Raw genomic sequence first — 14,109 nt, 5'->3', positions numbered from 1 at the left:
CCCTCGAACCACTGACCTCCGGCCGCGCCGCGACGATATGGCGCCGGCTCGCCATGCTGCTGGCCGCGCTGTCCCTGGTGGCGTGCGCATTGCCGCCGCGCCAGGGCCTGACGCCGTCGCAGGCGCTGACGCCGGCCGAGGCCTCGGCCACCGCCATCGGCCGGGCCGTGGCCGAGCGGGCGGCCGACCAGCCGGCGGGCACCTCCGGCATCCATCCGCTGCCCGACGGCATCGACGCCTTCGCCGCCCGCATGCTGCTGGCCGCCGCCGCCGAGCGCACGCTGGACGTGCAGTCCTACATCTGGCGCGACGACACCACCGGCCGACTGCTGCTGCAGGCCCTGCGCGAGGCGGCCGACCGCGGCGTGCGGGTGCGGCTGCTGCTCGACGACAACGGCATCCCGGGGCTCGACCCGCTGCTGGCCGCGCTCGACGCGCACCCGGGCATCGAGGTGCGATTGTTCAACCCGTTCGCGACGCGCTGGTTCAAGCCGCTGGGCTTCGTCACCGACTTCTCGCGCGCCAACCGGCGCATGCACAACAAGTCTTTCAGCGCCGACGCGCAGGCGACCATCATCGGCGGGCGCAACATCGGCGACGAGTACTTCGACGCGCTGGTCGAGGGCCTGGTCTTCGCCGACCTCGACGTGCTGGCCTTCGGGCCGGCGGCGCGCGACATCGCGACCGATTTCGACCGCTACTGGGCGAGCGAGTCGGCCTGGCCGGTGGGTCTGCTGGTGGCGCCGGGCGGACCGTCGGACCTGGCGCCGCTCGACCGCATCCGCGCCGAGGTCGCGGCCGATCCCGGCCGCCGCCGCTACCTGCGCGCGGTGAAGGGCTCGGACTTCGCCGTCGACCTGCGCGCCGGCCGCCTGAACCTGGAATGGGCGGCGGTGCAGACCCTGAGCGACGACCCGGCGAAGGGGCAGGGCGCGGTCGCGCGCAGCGACCTGATGGCCTCCGAGCTGGAGCGCCTGCTGCGCAAGCCGCGCCGCGACGTCGAGCTGGTGTCGGCCTATTTCGTGCCCGGCGCCGAGGGGGTGGCCGCCTTCTCCGCGCTGGCGCGGCAGGGCGTGCGGGTGCGCATCCTGACCAACGCGCTGGAGGCCACCGACGTGGCGGCGGTGCATTCGGGCTATGCGCGCCGCCGCGTGCCGCTGCTGGCGGCAGGCGTGGAGCTGTTCGAGATGCGGCGCCACGGCGGCACGCCCGAGGGCGGCAACGGCGGCAGTGGCGGCAGCGGACCGGGCGCCTTCGGCAGTTCGGACTCGAGCCTGCACGCCAAGACCTTCTCGGTCGACCGCGAGCGGGTCTTCATCGGCTCCTTCAATTTCGACCCGCGCTCGGCGCACCTGAACACCGAGCTCGGCTTCGTCATCGACAGCCCGGTGCTGGCCGCGGGGGTCGAGGACGCCTTCACCCGGCACATCCCGCAGCAGTCCTACGAGGTCAAGCTCGACGCGCAGGGCCGCCTGTACTGGCTGGAGCCCACGCCCGAGGGCACGGTGCGCCACGACACCGAGCCCGGCACGACGTGGTGGCAGCGCGCCGGGGTCGGCCTGCTGTCGCTGCTGCCGATCGAGTGGCTGCTGTGACGACGAACCGCCGCGCGCGAACGATACGAGGAGCCGCCCATGGATGACGATGCCGATCCGTCTTTGATGTCCGACCGCGAACTCGCCGTGGCGATCCAGCGACATCGGCATGCCGCCCTGCGCGGCAGCGGTTACCTCGCCGAGCGCGGCGACCAGCTGGAGCAGGAATTGCGCCGACGCGCGGGCATCGTCAGCGAATTCGGCGCGCCGCTGCGCTTCGCCGCGCCCCCCAAGCGACGGTGGTGGCAATTCTGGTGAGTGGAGCCTGACTCCTCGCTGCATTCACTGTTAGTATCAAAGTGCTACTAGAGTGACCATGTGCGAGGAGACACGATGCAGGTTCCAACCCGATCGATCGGTGGCAGTGCGAGCCTGGTGCTGGACGTGCTGCGCTTGGGCGCCGCGCTGACGGTGCTCTTCGCCCATGCGCAGGACATGTGGTTGCCCTCGACCATCCACGACGCCACGCGACCCGGCGAGGCCGCGCATTCGGCGATCGTGGTGTTCTTCGTGCTGTCGGGTTTCGTGATCGCCTACACGACGAGCGCTCGAAACCGCGGTCTGGGCGAGTTCCTGCAGGCGCGCTGGAGCCGCCTGTGCTCGATGGTGATTCCCGCGCTCGTCCTCACCGCCGTGGTCGAACTCGCCGTGCGCGCGCAGGGCGATCCGGGGCTGATGGCGGAGTACGTGCGAGGCGCCTTCGGTCCGCGCTACGCGGTGACGGCGCTGTTCCTCAACGAGACCTGGTTCTTCTCGGCCGCGCCACCGGCCAACGGCGCGCTCTGGTCGCTGAGCTTCGAGTTCTGGTACTACCTGATCTTCGGGCTGTGGTTCTGCACCGGGCGCGGCTGGCGTTCGTGGCTGCTGGCCCTGGCCGCGTGCCTGGTGGCCGGACCGAAGATCCTGCTCATGATGCCGATCTGGCTGATGGGCTGCGCGGCCTTCCTGCTGCCGCGTCCGGCACTGAAGGCGCCGCTGTCGTGGGCCGGCGTCGCGCTGGCGCTGGGCGCGGCGGCGGCGGTCGTGGCGAAGGTGCCGCCATGGCCCTGGCCGATCGGCACGCCGCCGTTCTTCTTCGCCAACGAGTTCGCCACCGACACGGCCGCCGGCCTGTGCGTGGCGGTGGCGCTGTGGTTGCTGCCGTCCGGACGACCGACCGTGCCCGGCGGCCTGATCGACCGCTTCCGCGCGCTGGCCGACCTGACCTTCCCGATCTACGTGCTGCACTTCCCGCTGCTGATCCTCTGGCACGTGTGCTTCGGCCTGCGCCCCGAGGACCATGCCCAGTACACGGTGGCCTTGACCACCGTGCTGGTCGTCGCGGCGCTCCTGGGCCGGGTGCTGGAGCGGCAGCGCCCGCGCTGGCGCCGGGCCTTCGCGTGGGTGTTCGCGGCGGCGGGTCGCTTCCTGCCCGGCCCCCGGCCGCGCGCGACATAGGTCGGTCGCCGAAGCTCGCGTCCGGGCGGGCCCTTGGTCAGAATGCGGCGATCGACAGCATTCCAGGAGATCGACATGCAGGACCTTCGACGGCGGCGGTGGGGTGGGGCGGCGACGGCGACGATGGCGGCGTTCGCCTTGAGCGGCTGCATGGGCATGTCGCCCTTCGGCGGCGGTGCGCCGGACGCCGGCGGCGCGGAGCCGCTCTACAAGGTCGACAACCGGCCCGGCGGTTTCACGATCTCGACCGTCCACAGCCGCCGGCAGGTGTCCCGCGACGCCGTGGAGCAGGCCTGCCGGGACGGTCTGGTGCGCAACGCCAACGACCTCGCGCGCAGCCTGGGGCGGTCGATCGAGCCGATCGACGCGCGCAGCGTCCGTGTGCGCATGAGCACCGACGCGCGGACCGAGGCGACGCGGTGCGAGGGGTCGGTGCAGGCGACCTGGGCACCTTCGTAGCGGCGGCGCCGACCGACCCTACAGCTCGGCCAGCCCCGTGTCGCCCGTATGGGCGCGGGTGCTCCATTCCTCGATGAAGGCGCGCGCGCGCGCCTCCAGCGCGGCGGCGGCCGCGGCCTGATCGTGCCGGTGGCCGACCAGCGTCAGGCGGCACTTGTGGGCACCGTCGCGATAGACGTCGGCATGGCTGGCGGCCGGGCCGTCGAGCCGGGCCGGCACGACGTGGATGCGCACGCGCCACGGGCCGTCGTCGAAACGGCCGACTTCGGTGGCGTCGTCGAGGTCCATGGGGTCGCTCCTCGTGCGGGTCGGTGACCGCGGCCGCTCAGCGTTTCGCGTACTGCGTGCGGCCGAACAGGATCTCGCGCTCCTTGTCGCCCGTCAGCGGCTTGCGGCGGTCGGCCAGCACGGCGACGCCGCGCTGCACCGCCGGCCGCGCGGCGATGGCGTCGAACCAGACCTTCAGATGCGGGTATTCGTCGATCACCACGCCCTGGTTCTCCCAACTGCGCAGCCACGGGAAGATGGCGATGTCGGCGATCGAGTAGTCGGCGCCGGCGATGAACGCGTGCTTCGAGAGCTGCCGGTCGATCACGCCGTAGAGGCGCCGGGCCTCGTTGGTGTAGCGCTCGACGGCGTAGGGCAGCTTCTCGGGCGCGTACAGGCGGAAGTGGTGGGCCTGGCCGAGCATCGGGCCGACGCCGCCCATCTGGAACATCAGCCATTGCAGCACCTCGTAGCGCTCGCGGTCGCCGGTGGGCAGGAAACGGCCGGTCTTGCCCGCGAGGTAGACCAGGATCGCGCCGGACTCGAAGAGCGAGATCGGCCGGCCGTCCGGGCCCTCGGGGTCGATGATGGCGGGAATCTTGTTGTTGGGGCTGATGGCCAGGAAGTCGGGTGCGAACTGCTCGCCCTTGCCGATGTCCACCGCGTGCGCCTCGTAGGGCAGGCCGCACTCCTCGAGCATGACGTGGACCTTGTGGCCGTTGGGCGTGGGCCACGTGTGGACCTGGATCGGCGCTGGGGACATGGTGGTCTTCCGTAAGCAGAAAAGCTTAAGCAAAGGCATCAGCATAAACGTCCGGCGGTGCCCTGCGTCATCCAATTGCCACGCCGGCGACACGGCGCTTTCATCGGCGATCGACAGACTGCCGGTCATCGACGGAGACCGCCATGCCCGAACTGCCCAACCCCCTGTTCCCGATCTCGCAACTCGGCGTGCGCCCGTCGCTCTGGCGCGCGCCGCCGGCCGCGCGCCTGGCGCCGGCCGTCGCGGTGCCCGGCCCCGGCATCGCCCCGATCGCGACCACGCCGACGGGCACGGCATCGAAGGCCGCCGCCGGCACCACCGGCTTGAGCGTGAGCTGGGCGCGGCACCTCGACGACGTGCGCGCGGCCCAGCGCCTGCGTCACGACGTCTTCGCCGGCGAGATGGGCGCGCGCCTGAACGCGATGCTGCCGGGCCACGACATCGATCTGTTCGACGACTTCTGCGAGCACCTGCTGGTGCGCCACGAGGCCACCGGCGAGGTGATCGGCACCTACCGCGTGCTGACGCCGGCCCAGGCCCGGCGCATCGGCAGCACCTACAGCGACACCGAGTTCGACCTGACGCGGCTGCGCGAGGTGCGCGAGCGCATGGTCGAGCTCGGCCGCAGCTGCGTGCACCGCGACCATCGCCAGGGCGGCGTGATCATGGCGCTGTGGGGCGCGCTGGCGGGCTTCATGCACCGCAACCGGCTCGACATCATGATCGGCTGCGCCAGCATCCCGATGTCGCACAACGGCGTCCATGGCGGCGACGCGGCGGCCAGCATCTGGCGCCAGCTCTCGGCCACGCACATGGCGCCGGTGCGCTTCCACGTCCAGCCGCGCCTGCCGCTGCCGGTCGAACGGCTCGACGGCACGCTCGACGTCGAGCCGCCGGCGCTCATCAAGGGCTACCTGCGCCTGGGCGCCCGGGTGCTGGGCGCGCCGGCCTGGGACCCGGACTTCAACACCGCCGACCTGCCCATGCTCATGCGCATCGGCGACCTGCCGCCGCGCTACCGCAGGCACTTCCTCGGCCACTGAGCGGGCGGTTCGATGGCGCACGCGGAGCGTCACGAAACCGACATGGAAATTGGTCACAATCTTCGGCTTTGCCACGCCGAAGCCGCAGACGCAGCAATGCCCGCGACATCGGCCTCCGTGAACATGCAGCAGTCTTCCGCGGTACCGATTCCAGCCGAAATTTCCGTTCCTCCCGTCGCCACGGACCCGGCGCCGACCGTCCTTCCCGCATCCAAGCTGGTGCTGCTGGACCGCGACCACAGCATCCTGGCCTTCAACCGCCGCGTGCTCGACTGGGCGCGCCGCCCCGAGGTCCCGCTGATCGAGCGCCTGCGCTACCTGTGCATCGTGTCGTCGAACCTCGACGAGTTCTTCGAGGTGCGGGCGGCGGCGCACCTGATCGCCGCGACCAGCGGCGCGGCCGGCGCCGGCGGCGCGTCGGTCGACGCCTTCGAGCGCCTGGCGGCGACCGCGCACGCCACCGTGGCCGAGCAGTACGCGCTCTACAACGACGCGCTGATGCCGGCCTTCGCCGAGCACGGCGTCCACATCATCTCCCACGGCGAACGCAACCCGACGCAGCGCAAGTGGGTGCAGGAGTACTTCGAGCGCGAGGTGCGCCCGTTGCTGATCCCGGTCGGGCTCGACCCGTCGCACCCGTTCCCGCAGGTGGCCAACAAGTCGCTCAACTTCATCGTGCGCCTGAGCGGCAAGGACGCCTTCGGGCGCGAGAACCCGATCGCCATCCTGAAGGTGCCGCGCGTGCTGCCGCGCGTGATCCGCATGCCGGCGAAGGTCTCGGGCGGACGCACGCTGTTCGTGGCGCTCTCGAGCATCGTGCGCGCGCACCTCTCGAGCATGTTCCCGGGCCGCGAGGTGGGCGACTTCTCGCAGTTCCGCGTCACGCGCAACTCCGACCTGTCGGTCGACGAGGAGGACGTGAAGAACCTGCGCACGGCCCTGCGCCAGGGCCTTGAGCACCGGCATTTCGGGCAGGCGGTGCGCCTGGAGGTGTCGGCGAGCTGCGCCGAATCGCTCGCGAGCTTCCTGCTCGCGCAGTTCAACCTGCCCGAGCGCGCGCTCTACCGCGTGCACGGGCCGGTGAACCTGGCGCGCCTGACGCAGCTGATCGACCTGCTGGGCGAGCCGGCCTTCAGGGAACTGCGCTTCGTGCCCTACAAGGCGTCCTACCCGGTCACGCTGTCGCCCGGGCAGTCGTTCTTCGACCGCCTGCAGCGCGGCGACGTGCTGATCCACCAGCCCTTCGAGAGCTTCGACGGCGTGCTGGCCTTCCTGCGCGAGGCGGTGCAGGACCCGCAGGTGCTGGCGATCAAGCAGACCATCTACCGCACCGGCGCCGACTCCGAGATGATGGAGCTGCTGCGCGAGGCGGTGCGCCGCGGCAAGGAGGTGATGGCGGTGGTCGAGCTCAAGGCGCGCTTCGACGAGGAGGCCAACATCAACTGGGCCGAGATGCTGGAGTCGATCGGCGCCCAGGTGGTCTACGGCGTCGTCGGCCTGAAGACGCACGCCAAGATGCTGCTGGTGACGCGCCGCGAGGGCAAGCAGCTGCGCCGCTACGGCCACCTCTCCACCGGCAACTACAACCCGCGCACCGCCGCGCTCTACACCGACATCAGCCACCTCACGGCCGATCCGCTGCTGACCGCCGACATGGACGCCGTGTTCGTGCACCTGGCCGGCCAGAGCCGCCTGCCCAAGCTCAACCGCATGTGGGTCGCGCCCTTCGACCTGCACCGCAACCTGGTGACGCAGATCGACGCCATCGGCGCGGCCGCCGAGCGCGGCGAGCCCACCCGCATCGTCGCCAAGATGAACGCGCTGACCGACGACCTGCTGGTCGCGGCCCTGGTGCGCGCCGGCCAGAAGGGCGTGAAGACCGACCTGATCGTGCGCGGCGCCTGCACGCTGCCCGCGCAGGTGCCGGGGCTGACCGACAACATCCGCGTGCGTTCGGTGATCGGGCGCTTCCTGGAGCATTCGCGGGTCTTCTACTTCCGCAACGGTCCGGACGAGTCGCTCTACCTCTCGAGTGCCGACTGGATGAACCGCAACATGATGCGGCGCGTCGAGCTGGCTTGGCCGGTGACCGACCCGGGGCTGCGCCAGCGCATCATCGACGAGTGCCTGGTGGCCTACCTGCACGACGGCCGCGACGCCTGGGACCTGGGCGCCGACGGCGTCTACCGCCGCGTCGACGGCGACACGCATCCGCTCGAGGAGGGCGCGTCGCGCCACATCGAGGCGCACGGCGCCCAGCGCGCGCTCATGGACCGCTACGGTTCCCGCAGCGGCGGCTCCGCCGCCTGAACCCACCATTCGAGAGGAACGAGGTCATGGATCTGATTTTCTGGCGCCACGCCGAGGCCGAGGACTGGACCGACGGCTGCGACGACATGCAGCGCGCGCTGACGTCGCGCGGCGAGAAGCAGGCCAAGCGCATGGCGAGCTGGCTCGACCGGCAGCTGCCCGAGGGCACGCGCGTCATCAGCAGCCCGGCGCGCCGCTGCGAGCAGACCGTGATGGCCTTGGAGCGGCGCTACAAGCTGCGCGAGGAACTCGCCCCCGACACCACGCCGCAGGCCCTGCTCGCGGCCGCCGGCTGGCCCAACGGCAAGTCGGTGGTGCTGGTGGTGGGCCACCAGCCCTCGCTCGGCCAGGCGATCTCGCAGCTGCTGGGCTGGCAGCACGAGAGCTGTCCGGTGCGCAAGGGCTCGGTGTGGTGGATCCGCACCCGGGAGCGCGACGGCGACGTGCAGACCGTGGTCGTCACGGTCCAGACGCCGGAACTGCTCTGACGCCGCGGTCGCCCGAGATGCAGCCCGGCGGCCGCGGCCGGTTCAGTCGACGTTGAACTCGACGCGCCAGCCGGTCTTCTGCCAGGCCAGCGTTTCCTCGCGCAGCAGGTGCGCCGACTGCGGATAGGCGTCGATCCAGTGCTGGCGGCAGCGCAGCGTGAAGCCGCGGCCGTTGCGCGCGACGTGCAGCGCCAGCGGATCGGGGTCGCGCCGGGCGTGGCACAGGATGACGGCCAGGCGCAACGCCAGCACCTGCGTGACGAAGGTCTCGTCGTCCAGCGCGCTCTCCAGCTTGCGCAGCTTGCCGCGGTGCCCGAGCACCAGCTGGCTCAGGAGGTGCAGGTCGTTGGTCGCGAAGCCCGGAGCGTCGGCGTGGTCGAGCACGTAGGCGCCGTGCTTGTGGTATTCGCTGTGCGAGATCTGCGCGCCGATCTCGTGGAGCTGCGCGGCCCAGCCCAGCGCGCGCAGCGAGCGCCCGGCCCGGCTCGTGGCGCTGCCGCCGCGGGCGCCGGGTTCGAGCTGCAGGTAGAGCGCGGTGGCGGTCTCCGAGACCCGCCGGGCCTGGGCCGAATCGATCGAGAAGCTGGCCGCGAGCCGCGAGACCGTCGCGCTGCACAGGTCGGTGGCGCCGTCGTTGCGGTCCTGCAGCTCGTAGAGCACGCCGTGGCGCAGGGCGCCCTGGGCGACCTTCATCTCCCGGATGTCGAGCAGGTCGAACACCGCGCGCAGCACGCTCAGGCCGCCGCCGATGACGGCCTTGCGGTCCTCGCGCATGCCCTCCATGCGCAGGCGCTCGGCGCTGCCGGCCTTGAGCAGGCGGTCGAGCAGCCAGTCCAGGCCCTCGCGCGTGACCACGCCCGCCGGGGCGCCGGAGGCCGCGAGCACGTCGCCCACCGCGCCGATGGTGCCGGAGGCGCCGTAGGCCACGTCCCAGCGGTCGGGGGCGTGGCTGGTGAGCGCCTCGTCGAGCACCGCCTTGGCGGCGATCTCGGCGATATGGAAGGCCGAGGTGGTGAACTGCCCCTGCGGGAAGTGCTTCATCGACCAGGCGACGCTGCCCACGCGGTAGGACTCCACCACCTCGGCCTCCAGCGCGTGGCCGATGATCATCTCGGTCGAGCGCCCGCCGATGTCCACCACCAGCCGGCGCTCGCGCGCCGAGGACTCGTTCTGCGGCAGCATGTGGGCCACGCCCTGGTAGATCAGCCGCGCCTCCTCGCGTCCGGGGATGACGTCGATGCCGAAACCCAGCACGGTGCGCGCGCGCAGCAGGAACTCGTCGCGGTTGCGGGCCTCGCGCAGCGTCTGGGTGGCGACGGCGCGGACCTGGGCGCGCTTGAAGCCGGCCAGGCGTTCGCCGAAACGCGCCAGCGTGTCCCAGCCGCGCTGCATGGCCTCGGGCGTGAGGTTGCGGTTGGCGTCGAGGCCGTTGCCCAGGCGCACGGTCTCCTTGAGGTATTCGGTGCGCCGGATTTGCTCGTGATCGACCTGGCCGATCTCGAGGCGAAAGCTGTTGGAGCCGAGGTCGATGGCCGCGAGGAGGGAGCCGTTTTGCATGGAGGAGGATGCGAAGAGGAGGGAGGAACGACCCGGCGGGCGAGGGCGATGCCCCGGTTCGGAGGGAGCCAGTGAGAACCTTTGATGGTATCTCCGGCCATCGCTCACGGCGGTGACAGTTGTGTGACGCCGTCACGACGTCCGGGCCGGTCCGCCGTGCTTTTCCCTCTGGAGATGCTTGTCACGAGGGCGTCACACAAGCTTTCTAAAGTCCGCCGCAATGCCGAAAACCCGTTCCGGGGAATCGGTGGAACCCCTTACAGGAAGCCTCATGACAACGACTTTCCGATTCGCCGCCGCCACGCTCGTCGCAGCCGCCGCCTCCTTCTCCCACGTCGCCTCCGCGCAGGACATCACCGGCGCCGGCGCCAGCTTTCCGGCGCCGCTCTACGCCAAGTGGGCTTCCGACTACAACAAGGCCACCGGCGTCAAGATCAACTACCAGTCGGTCGGTTCGGGCGCCGGCCTGAAGCAGATCGAGGCCAAGACGGTCGATTTCGGCGCCTCCGACGCGCCGCTGAAGGACGAGGAACTGCAGGCCAAGGGCCTGATCCAGTTCCCGACGGTGGTCGGCGGCGTCGTGCCGGTGGTCAACATCCAGGGCATCAAGCCCGGCGAGCTCAAGCTCAACGGCCAGGTGCTCGGCGACATCTACCTCGGCAAGATCACCAAGTGGAACGACCCGGCGATCAAGGCCCTGAACGGTTCGCTGGCCCTGCCCGACGCCACGATCGCCCCGGTGCGTCGCGCCGACGGTTCCGGCACCAGCTTCGCCTTCACCAACTACCTGAGCCAGGTCAACCCGGAGTGGAAGTCCAAGGTCGGCGAAGGCACGGCGGTGAACTGGCCCACCGGCGCGGGGGGCAAGGGCAACGAGGGCGTCGCCGCCTTCGTGGGTCGCCTGCCCAACTCGATCGGCTACGTCGAGTACGCCTACGTCAAGCAGAACAAGATGACCTTCGCCCAGCTGCAGAACGCCTCGGGCGCCTACGTCTCGCCCGACGACGACACCTTCAAGGCCGCCGCCGCCGGCGCCGACTGGAACAAGAGCTTCTATCAGATCCTCAACAACAAGCCGGGCAAGGACGCCTGGCCGATCACCACCGGCACCTTCATCCTGGTGCACAAGGTGCAGGACAAGCCGGCCAACGCCGCCGCGGTGCTGAAGTTCTTCGAGTGGGCCTACAAGAGCGGCGACAAGACCGCCATCGACCTCGACTACGTGCCGATGCCCGACAACGTGAAGGCGATCGTCGAGAAGGCCTGGACCGACAACGTCAAGGACGCGTCGGGCAAGCCCGTCGCCTTCAAGTAAAGCGCCCCCGCCGACGCGCATGAACGGCCCCACGCCCCCCGGCGCGTCGACCCCGTCACTTCCGGAGCGACCCTTGTCATCCACCTTCCCCGCCCCAGGCGCCGCGCTCGACCTCGCCGTCGAGCGCCCGCGCGCATCCGTCAATCCGCCGCCGGCCCGGCGCCCGCGCACCGGCGCCGCCACCGACCGGCTGTTCGGGCTGGCCGCCAAGGGCGCGGCGCTGCTGACGCTGGCGCTGCTGTTCGGCATCCTGCTGTCGCTCGTCGCCGGCGCCTGGCCCGCGATCGCCAAGTACGGCCTGGGCTTCCTGACCAGCACCGTCTGGGATCCGGTGCAGGAGGAGTACGGCGGTCTGGTGATGATCTACGGCACGCTCGCGACCTCGTTCATCGCCCTGGTGATCGCCGTGCCGGTGAGCTTCGGCATCGCGCTGTTCCTCACGGAGATGTCGCCCTCGTGGCTCAAGCGCCCGCTGGGCACCGCCATCGAGCTGCTGGCGGCCGTGCCGTCGATCGTCTACGGCATGTGGGGCCTGCTGGTGTTCGGACCGATCCTCTCGACCTACGTGCAGCAGCCGCTGCAGAGCCTGTTCGCCGGCGTGCCCTACCTGGGCGCGCTGGTCTCGGGTCCGCCGGTGGGCATCGGCATCCTGTCGGCCGGCATCATCCTGGCCATCATGATCATCCCGTTCATCGCCTCGGTGATGCGCGACGTCTTCGAGGTCACGCCGCCGCTGCTCAAGGAATCGGCCTACGGCCTGGGCTCCACCACCTGGGAGGTCGTCTCCAAGGTGGTGCTGCCCTACACCAAGGCCGGCGTCATCGGCGGCATCATGCTCGGCCTGGGCCGGGCGCTGGGCGAGACGATGGCCGTGACCTTCGTCATCGGCAACATGAACCAGCTCAATTCGCTGTCGGTCTTCGAGGCCGCCAACAGCATCACCTCGGCCCTGGCCAACGAGTTCGCCGAAGCCGGCGCCGGCCTGCATCAGGCCGCGCTGATGTACCTCGGCCTGGTTCTGTTCTTCATCACCTTCGTCGTGCTGACGCTGTCGAAGGTGCTGCTGCAACGCATGAAGAAGAGCGAAGGAACGACATCGTGAGCACCGCCGAGAAACTGCTGAGCGCGCGAGCGCTCGACGAGACCCGCGCCGCGCGCTTCGCCAGCCGCAAGCGCGTCAACCAGGTCGCGCTGACGCTGTCGCTGATGGCGATGGCCTTCGGCGTCTTCTGGCTGATGTGGATCCTGTGGGAGACGCTGCGCCTGGGCCTGGGCGGCCTCGCCCTGGCGACCTTCACCGAGATGACGCCGCCGCCCAACGAGCCCGGCGGCATCGCCAACGCGATCTTCGGCTCGCTGGTGATGGTCGGCCTGGCGACCTTCGTCGGCACGCCCATCGGCATCATGGCCGGCATCTACCTGGCCGAGTACGACCCCAAGGGCTGGCTCTCCTCGCTCACGCGCTTCGTCAACGACATCCTGCTGTCGGCGCCGTCGATCGTGATCGGCCTGTTCGTCTACGCCGTCGTGGTGGCCTACTTCAAGACCTTCTCGGGCCTGGCCGGCGCCCTGGCGCTGGCGCTGATCGTCATCCCGGTGGTGATCCGCACGACCGAGAACATGCTGCAGCTGGTGCCCCCGGGCCTGCGCGAGGCGGCCTACGCCCTGGGCACGCCGAAGTGGAAGGTGATCATCAGCATCACGCTGCGCGCGGCGCGCGCCGGCGTCGTGACCGGCATCCTGCTGGCCGTCGCCCGCATCGCCGGCGAGACCGCGCCGCTGCTGTTCACCGCGCTGAACAACCAGTTCTGGACCTCCGACGTGAGCCAGCCGATGGCCAGCCTGCCGGTGACGATCTTCAAGTTCGCGATGAGCCCGTACGAGAACTGGCAGAAGCTGGCCTGGGCCGGGGTCTTCCTGATCACCGTCGCGGTGCTGGGCCTCAACATCCTCGCGCGCGTCGTCACGCGCTCCAAACACTAAGACACCGACCGGCGCAACCACCATGCCCACCACACTCGTTTCCCCTCCCGTGCGCTCGAAGATCTCGGTCAAGGACCTGAACTTCTACTACGGCAAGTTCCACGCCCTGAAGGGCATCAATCTCGAGATCCCCGAGAACAAGGTCACGGCCTTCATCGGCCCTTCGGGCTGCGGCAAGTCGACCCTGCTGCGCACCTTCAACCGCATGTTCGAGCTCTATCCGGAGCAGCGCGCCGAGGGCGTCATCTCGGTGGACGGCGAGAACCTGCTGACCTCCAAGCAGGACGTGGCCATCATCCGCGCCAAGATCGGCATGGTGTTCCAGAAGCCGACGCCGTTCCCGATGTCGATCTACGACAACATCGCCTTCGGCGTGAAGCTGTTCGAGAACCTCAGCGCGAGCGACATGGACGACCGCGTGGAGTGGGCGCTGAAGAAGGCCGCGCTCTGGACCGAGGTGCGCGACAAGCTCCAGCAGAGCGGCTCGGGCCTCTCCGGCGGCCAGCAGCAGCGCCTGTGCATCGCGCGCGGCATCGCCATCAAGCCCGAGGTGCTGCTGCTCGACGAGCCGTGCTCGGCGCTCGACCCGATCTCCACCGGCAAGGTCGAGGAACTCATCGCGGAGTTGAAGAGCGACTACACCGTCGTCATCGTGACGCACAACATGCAGCAGGCGGCCCGCTGCAGCGACTACACGGCCTACATGTACCTGGGCGACCTGATCGAGTTCGGCGAGACCGAGCAGATGTTCTTCAAGCCCAAGCGCAAGGAGACCGAGGACTACATCACCGGAAGGTTCGGTTGAACGTGGCTCACCCCCAGGCTTCGCGCACTTCGTGCGCTTTCGCCTTCCCCCTTCGAGGGGGCAACACCGATCGCCCGGCAAAGCCGG

The 14,109-nt window shown here is 70.1% G+C and carries 14 protein-coding genes; 11 read left to right on the top strand and 3 right to left on the bottom strand.

Features of this window, described 5'->3' with window-relative positions; translation table 11 throughout:
• Window positions 1–53 precede the first annotated feature (53 nt).
• The 4 genes from ABID77_RS04330 (at window position 54) to ABID77_RS04315 (ending at window position 3,491) form a co-directional block, all read left to right on the top strand.
• Window positions 54–1,595 carry a phospholipase D family protein gene (locus ABID77_RS04330; protein WP_429593278.1) on the top strand — a complete coding sequence of 514 codons (1,542 nt, stop codon included), beginning with the start codon at window positions 54–56 and terminating at the stop codon, window positions 1,593–1,595.
• A 39-nt stretch (window positions 1,596–1,634) separates the two neighbouring features.
• Window positions 1,635–1,853: a hypothetical protein gene (locus ABID77_RS04325; RefSeq protein ID WP_429591384.1), complete on the top strand. Its 219-nt coding sequence runs from the start codon at window positions 1,635–1,637 to the stop codon at window positions 1,851–1,853.
• Window positions 1,854–1,928: 75 nt separating this feature from the next.
• A complete protein-coding gene (locus tag ABID77_RS04320) occupies window positions 1,929–3,032 on the top strand; it encodes an acyltransferase family protein (RefSeq protein WP_429591382.1) in 1,104 nt (367 codons plus the stop codon).
• Window positions 3,033–3,107: 75 nt separating this feature from the next.
• On the top strand, window positions 3,108–3,491 hold the full coding sequence (locus ABID77_RS04315) for a hypothetical protein (protein ID WP_429591379.1): 384 nt from the start codon (window positions 3,108–3,110) through the stop codon (window positions 3,489–3,491).
• Between the two features lie 18 nt (window positions 3,492–3,509).
• Here ABID77_RS04315 and ABID77_RS04310 read toward each other — a convergent pair whose 3' ends face one another.
• Window positions 3,510–3,779, bottom strand: a complete 270-nt coding sequence (locus tag ABID77_RS04310; protein ID WP_429591376.1) for a hypothetical protein — start codon at window positions 3,777–3,779, stop codon at window positions 3,510–3,512.
• Between the two features lie 37 nt (window positions 3,780–3,816).
• The gene (locus ABID77_RS04305; RefSeq protein WP_429591373.1) at window positions 3,817–4,521 is read right to left on the bottom strand and encodes a glutathione binding-like protein; all 705 of its coding nucleotides are present in this window, start codon (window positions 4,519–4,521) and stop codon (window positions 3,817–3,819) included.
• A 143-nt stretch (window positions 4,522–4,664) separates the two neighbouring features.
• Between ABID77_RS04305 and ABID77_RS04300 the strand changes: the two genes are divergently transcribed.
• The 3 genes from ABID77_RS04300 to ABID77_RS04290 all read left to right on the top strand — a co-directional run bounded on the left by ABID77_RS04300 (window position 4,665) and on the right by ABID77_RS04290 (window position 8,362).
• Window positions 4,665–5,564, top strand: coding sequence for a GNAT family N-acetyltransferase (locus ABID77_RS04300; protein WP_429591370.1), 900 nt, complete (start codon window positions 4,665–4,667; stop codon window positions 5,562–5,564).
• A 123-nt stretch (window positions 5,565–5,687) separates the two neighbouring features.
• Window positions 5,688–7,874: a polyphosphate kinase 1 gene (gene ppk1 / locus ABID77_RS04295; protein ID WP_429591367.1), complete on the top strand. Its 2,187-nt coding sequence runs from the start codon at window positions 5,688–5,690 to the stop codon at window positions 7,872–7,874.
• Between the two features lie 26 nt (window positions 7,875–7,900).
• A complete protein-coding gene (locus tag ABID77_RS04290; protein ID WP_429591364.1) occupies window positions 7,901–8,362 on the top strand; it encodes a SixA phosphatase family protein in 462 nt (153 codons plus the stop codon).
• Between the two features lie 42 nt (window positions 8,363–8,404).
• On the opposite strand, the gene ABID77_RS04285 is transcribed toward ABID77_RS04290, so the two are convergent.
• A complete protein-coding gene (locus ABID77_RS04285; protein ID WP_429591361.1) occupies window positions 8,405–9,919 on the bottom strand; it encodes an exopolyphosphatase in 1,515 nt (504 codons plus the stop codon).
• A 271-nt stretch (window positions 9,920–10,190) separates the two neighbouring features.
• Here ABID77_RS04285 and pstS point away from each other — a divergent pair, with 271 nt between their 5' ends.
• The 4 genes from pstS to pstB are packed head-to-tail and all read left to right on the top strand — an operon-like array spanning window position 10,191 to window position 14,022.
• Window positions 10,191–11,234, top strand: coding sequence for a phosphate ABC transporter substrate-binding protein PstS (gene pstS / locus ABID77_RS04280; protein WP_429591358.1), 1,044 nt, complete (start codon window positions 10,191–10,193; stop codon window positions 11,232–11,234).
• Between the two features lie 19 nt (window positions 11,235–11,253).
• Entirely contained in the window at window positions 11,254–12,336 is a 1,083-nt protein-coding gene (pstC, locus tag ABID77_RS04275; RefSeq protein ID WP_429591355.1) for a phosphate ABC transporter permease subunit PstC, read from the top strand.
• Complete coding sequence (gene pstA / locus ABID77_RS04270) at window positions 12,333–13,217, top strand: phosphate ABC transporter permease PstA (RefSeq protein ID WP_429591352.1); 885 nt, start codon at window positions 12,333–12,335, stop codon at window positions 13,215–13,217. The genes pstC and pstA overlap by 4 nt, the downstream gene beginning before the upstream one ends.
• A 22-nt stretch (window positions 13,218–13,239) precedes the next feature.
• Complete coding sequence (gene pstB, locus ABID77_RS04265; protein ID WP_429591350.1) at window positions 13,240–14,022, top strand: phosphate ABC transporter ATP-binding protein PstB; 783 nt, start codon at window positions 13,240–13,242, stop codon at window positions 14,020–14,022.
• Window positions 14,023–14,109 lie beyond the last annotated feature (87 nt).

The sequence above is a fragment of the Variovorax sp. PvP013 genome (assembly GCF_050435945.1).
In the GTDB taxonomy this organism is placed as follows: domain Bacteria; phylum Pseudomonadota; class Gammaproteobacteria; order Burkholderiales; family Burkholderiaceae_C; genus Variovorax.
This window is presented reverse-complemented; position numbering and strand designations above follow the sequence as displayed.

What these genes read in the sequence shown, in the direction of transcription:
- ABID77_RS04315 (WP_429591379.1), top strand. Translation starts at nt 3,108, where the DNA reads ATGCAGGACCTTCGACGGCGGCGGTGGGGTGGGGCGGCGACGGCGACG.
- ABID77_RS04300 (WP_429591370.1), top strand. Translation starts at nt 4,665, where the DNA reads ATGCCCGAACTGCCCAACCCCCTGTTCCCGATCTCGCAACTCGGCGTG.
- ABID77_RS04310 (WP_429591376.1), bottom strand. Translation starts at nt 3,779, where the DNA reads ATGGACCTCGACGACGCCACCGAAGTCGGCCGTTTCGACGACGGCCCG.
- ABID77_RS04320 (WP_429591382.1), top strand. Translation starts at nt 1,929, where the DNA reads ATGCAGGTTCCAACCCGATCGATCGGTGGCAGTGCGAGCCTGGTGCTG.
- pstC (WP_429591355.1), top strand. Translation starts at nt 11,254, where the DNA reads ATGAACGGCCCCACGCCCCCCGGCGCGTCGACCCCGTCACTTCCGGAG.
- ppk1 (WP_429591367.1), top strand. Translation starts at nt 5,688, where the DNA reads ATGCAGCAGTCTTCCGCGGTACCGATTCCAGCCGAAATTTCCGTTCCT.
- ABID77_RS04290 (WP_429591364.1), top strand. Translation starts at nt 7,901, where the DNA reads ATGGATCTGATTTTCTGGCGCCACGCCGAGGCCGAGGACTGGACCGAC.
- ABID77_RS04305 (WP_429591373.1), bottom strand. Translation starts at nt 4,521, where the DNA reads ATGTCCCCAGCGCCGATCCAGGTCCACACGTGGCCCACGCCCAACGGC.
- ABID77_RS04285 (WP_429591361.1), bottom strand. Translation starts at nt 9,919, where the DNA reads ATGCAAAACGGCTCCCTCCTCGCGGCCATCGACCTCGGCTCCAACAGC.
- ABID77_RS04325 (WP_429591384.1), top strand. Translation starts at nt 1,635, where the DNA reads ATGGATGACGATGCCGATCCGTCTTTGATGTCCGACCGCGAACTCGCC.
- ABID77_RS04330 (WP_429593278.1), top strand. Translation starts at nt 54, where the DNA reads ATGCTGCTGGCCGCGCTGTCCCTGGTGGCGTGCGCATTGCCGCCGCGC.
- pstB (WP_429591350.1), top strand. Translation starts at nt 13,240, where the DNA reads ATGCCCACCACACTCGTTTCCCCTCCCGTGCGCTCGAAGATCTCGGTC.
- pstS (WP_429591358.1), top strand. Translation starts at nt 10,191, where the DNA reads ATGACAACGACTTTCCGATTCGCCGCCGCCACGCTCGTCGCAGCCGCC.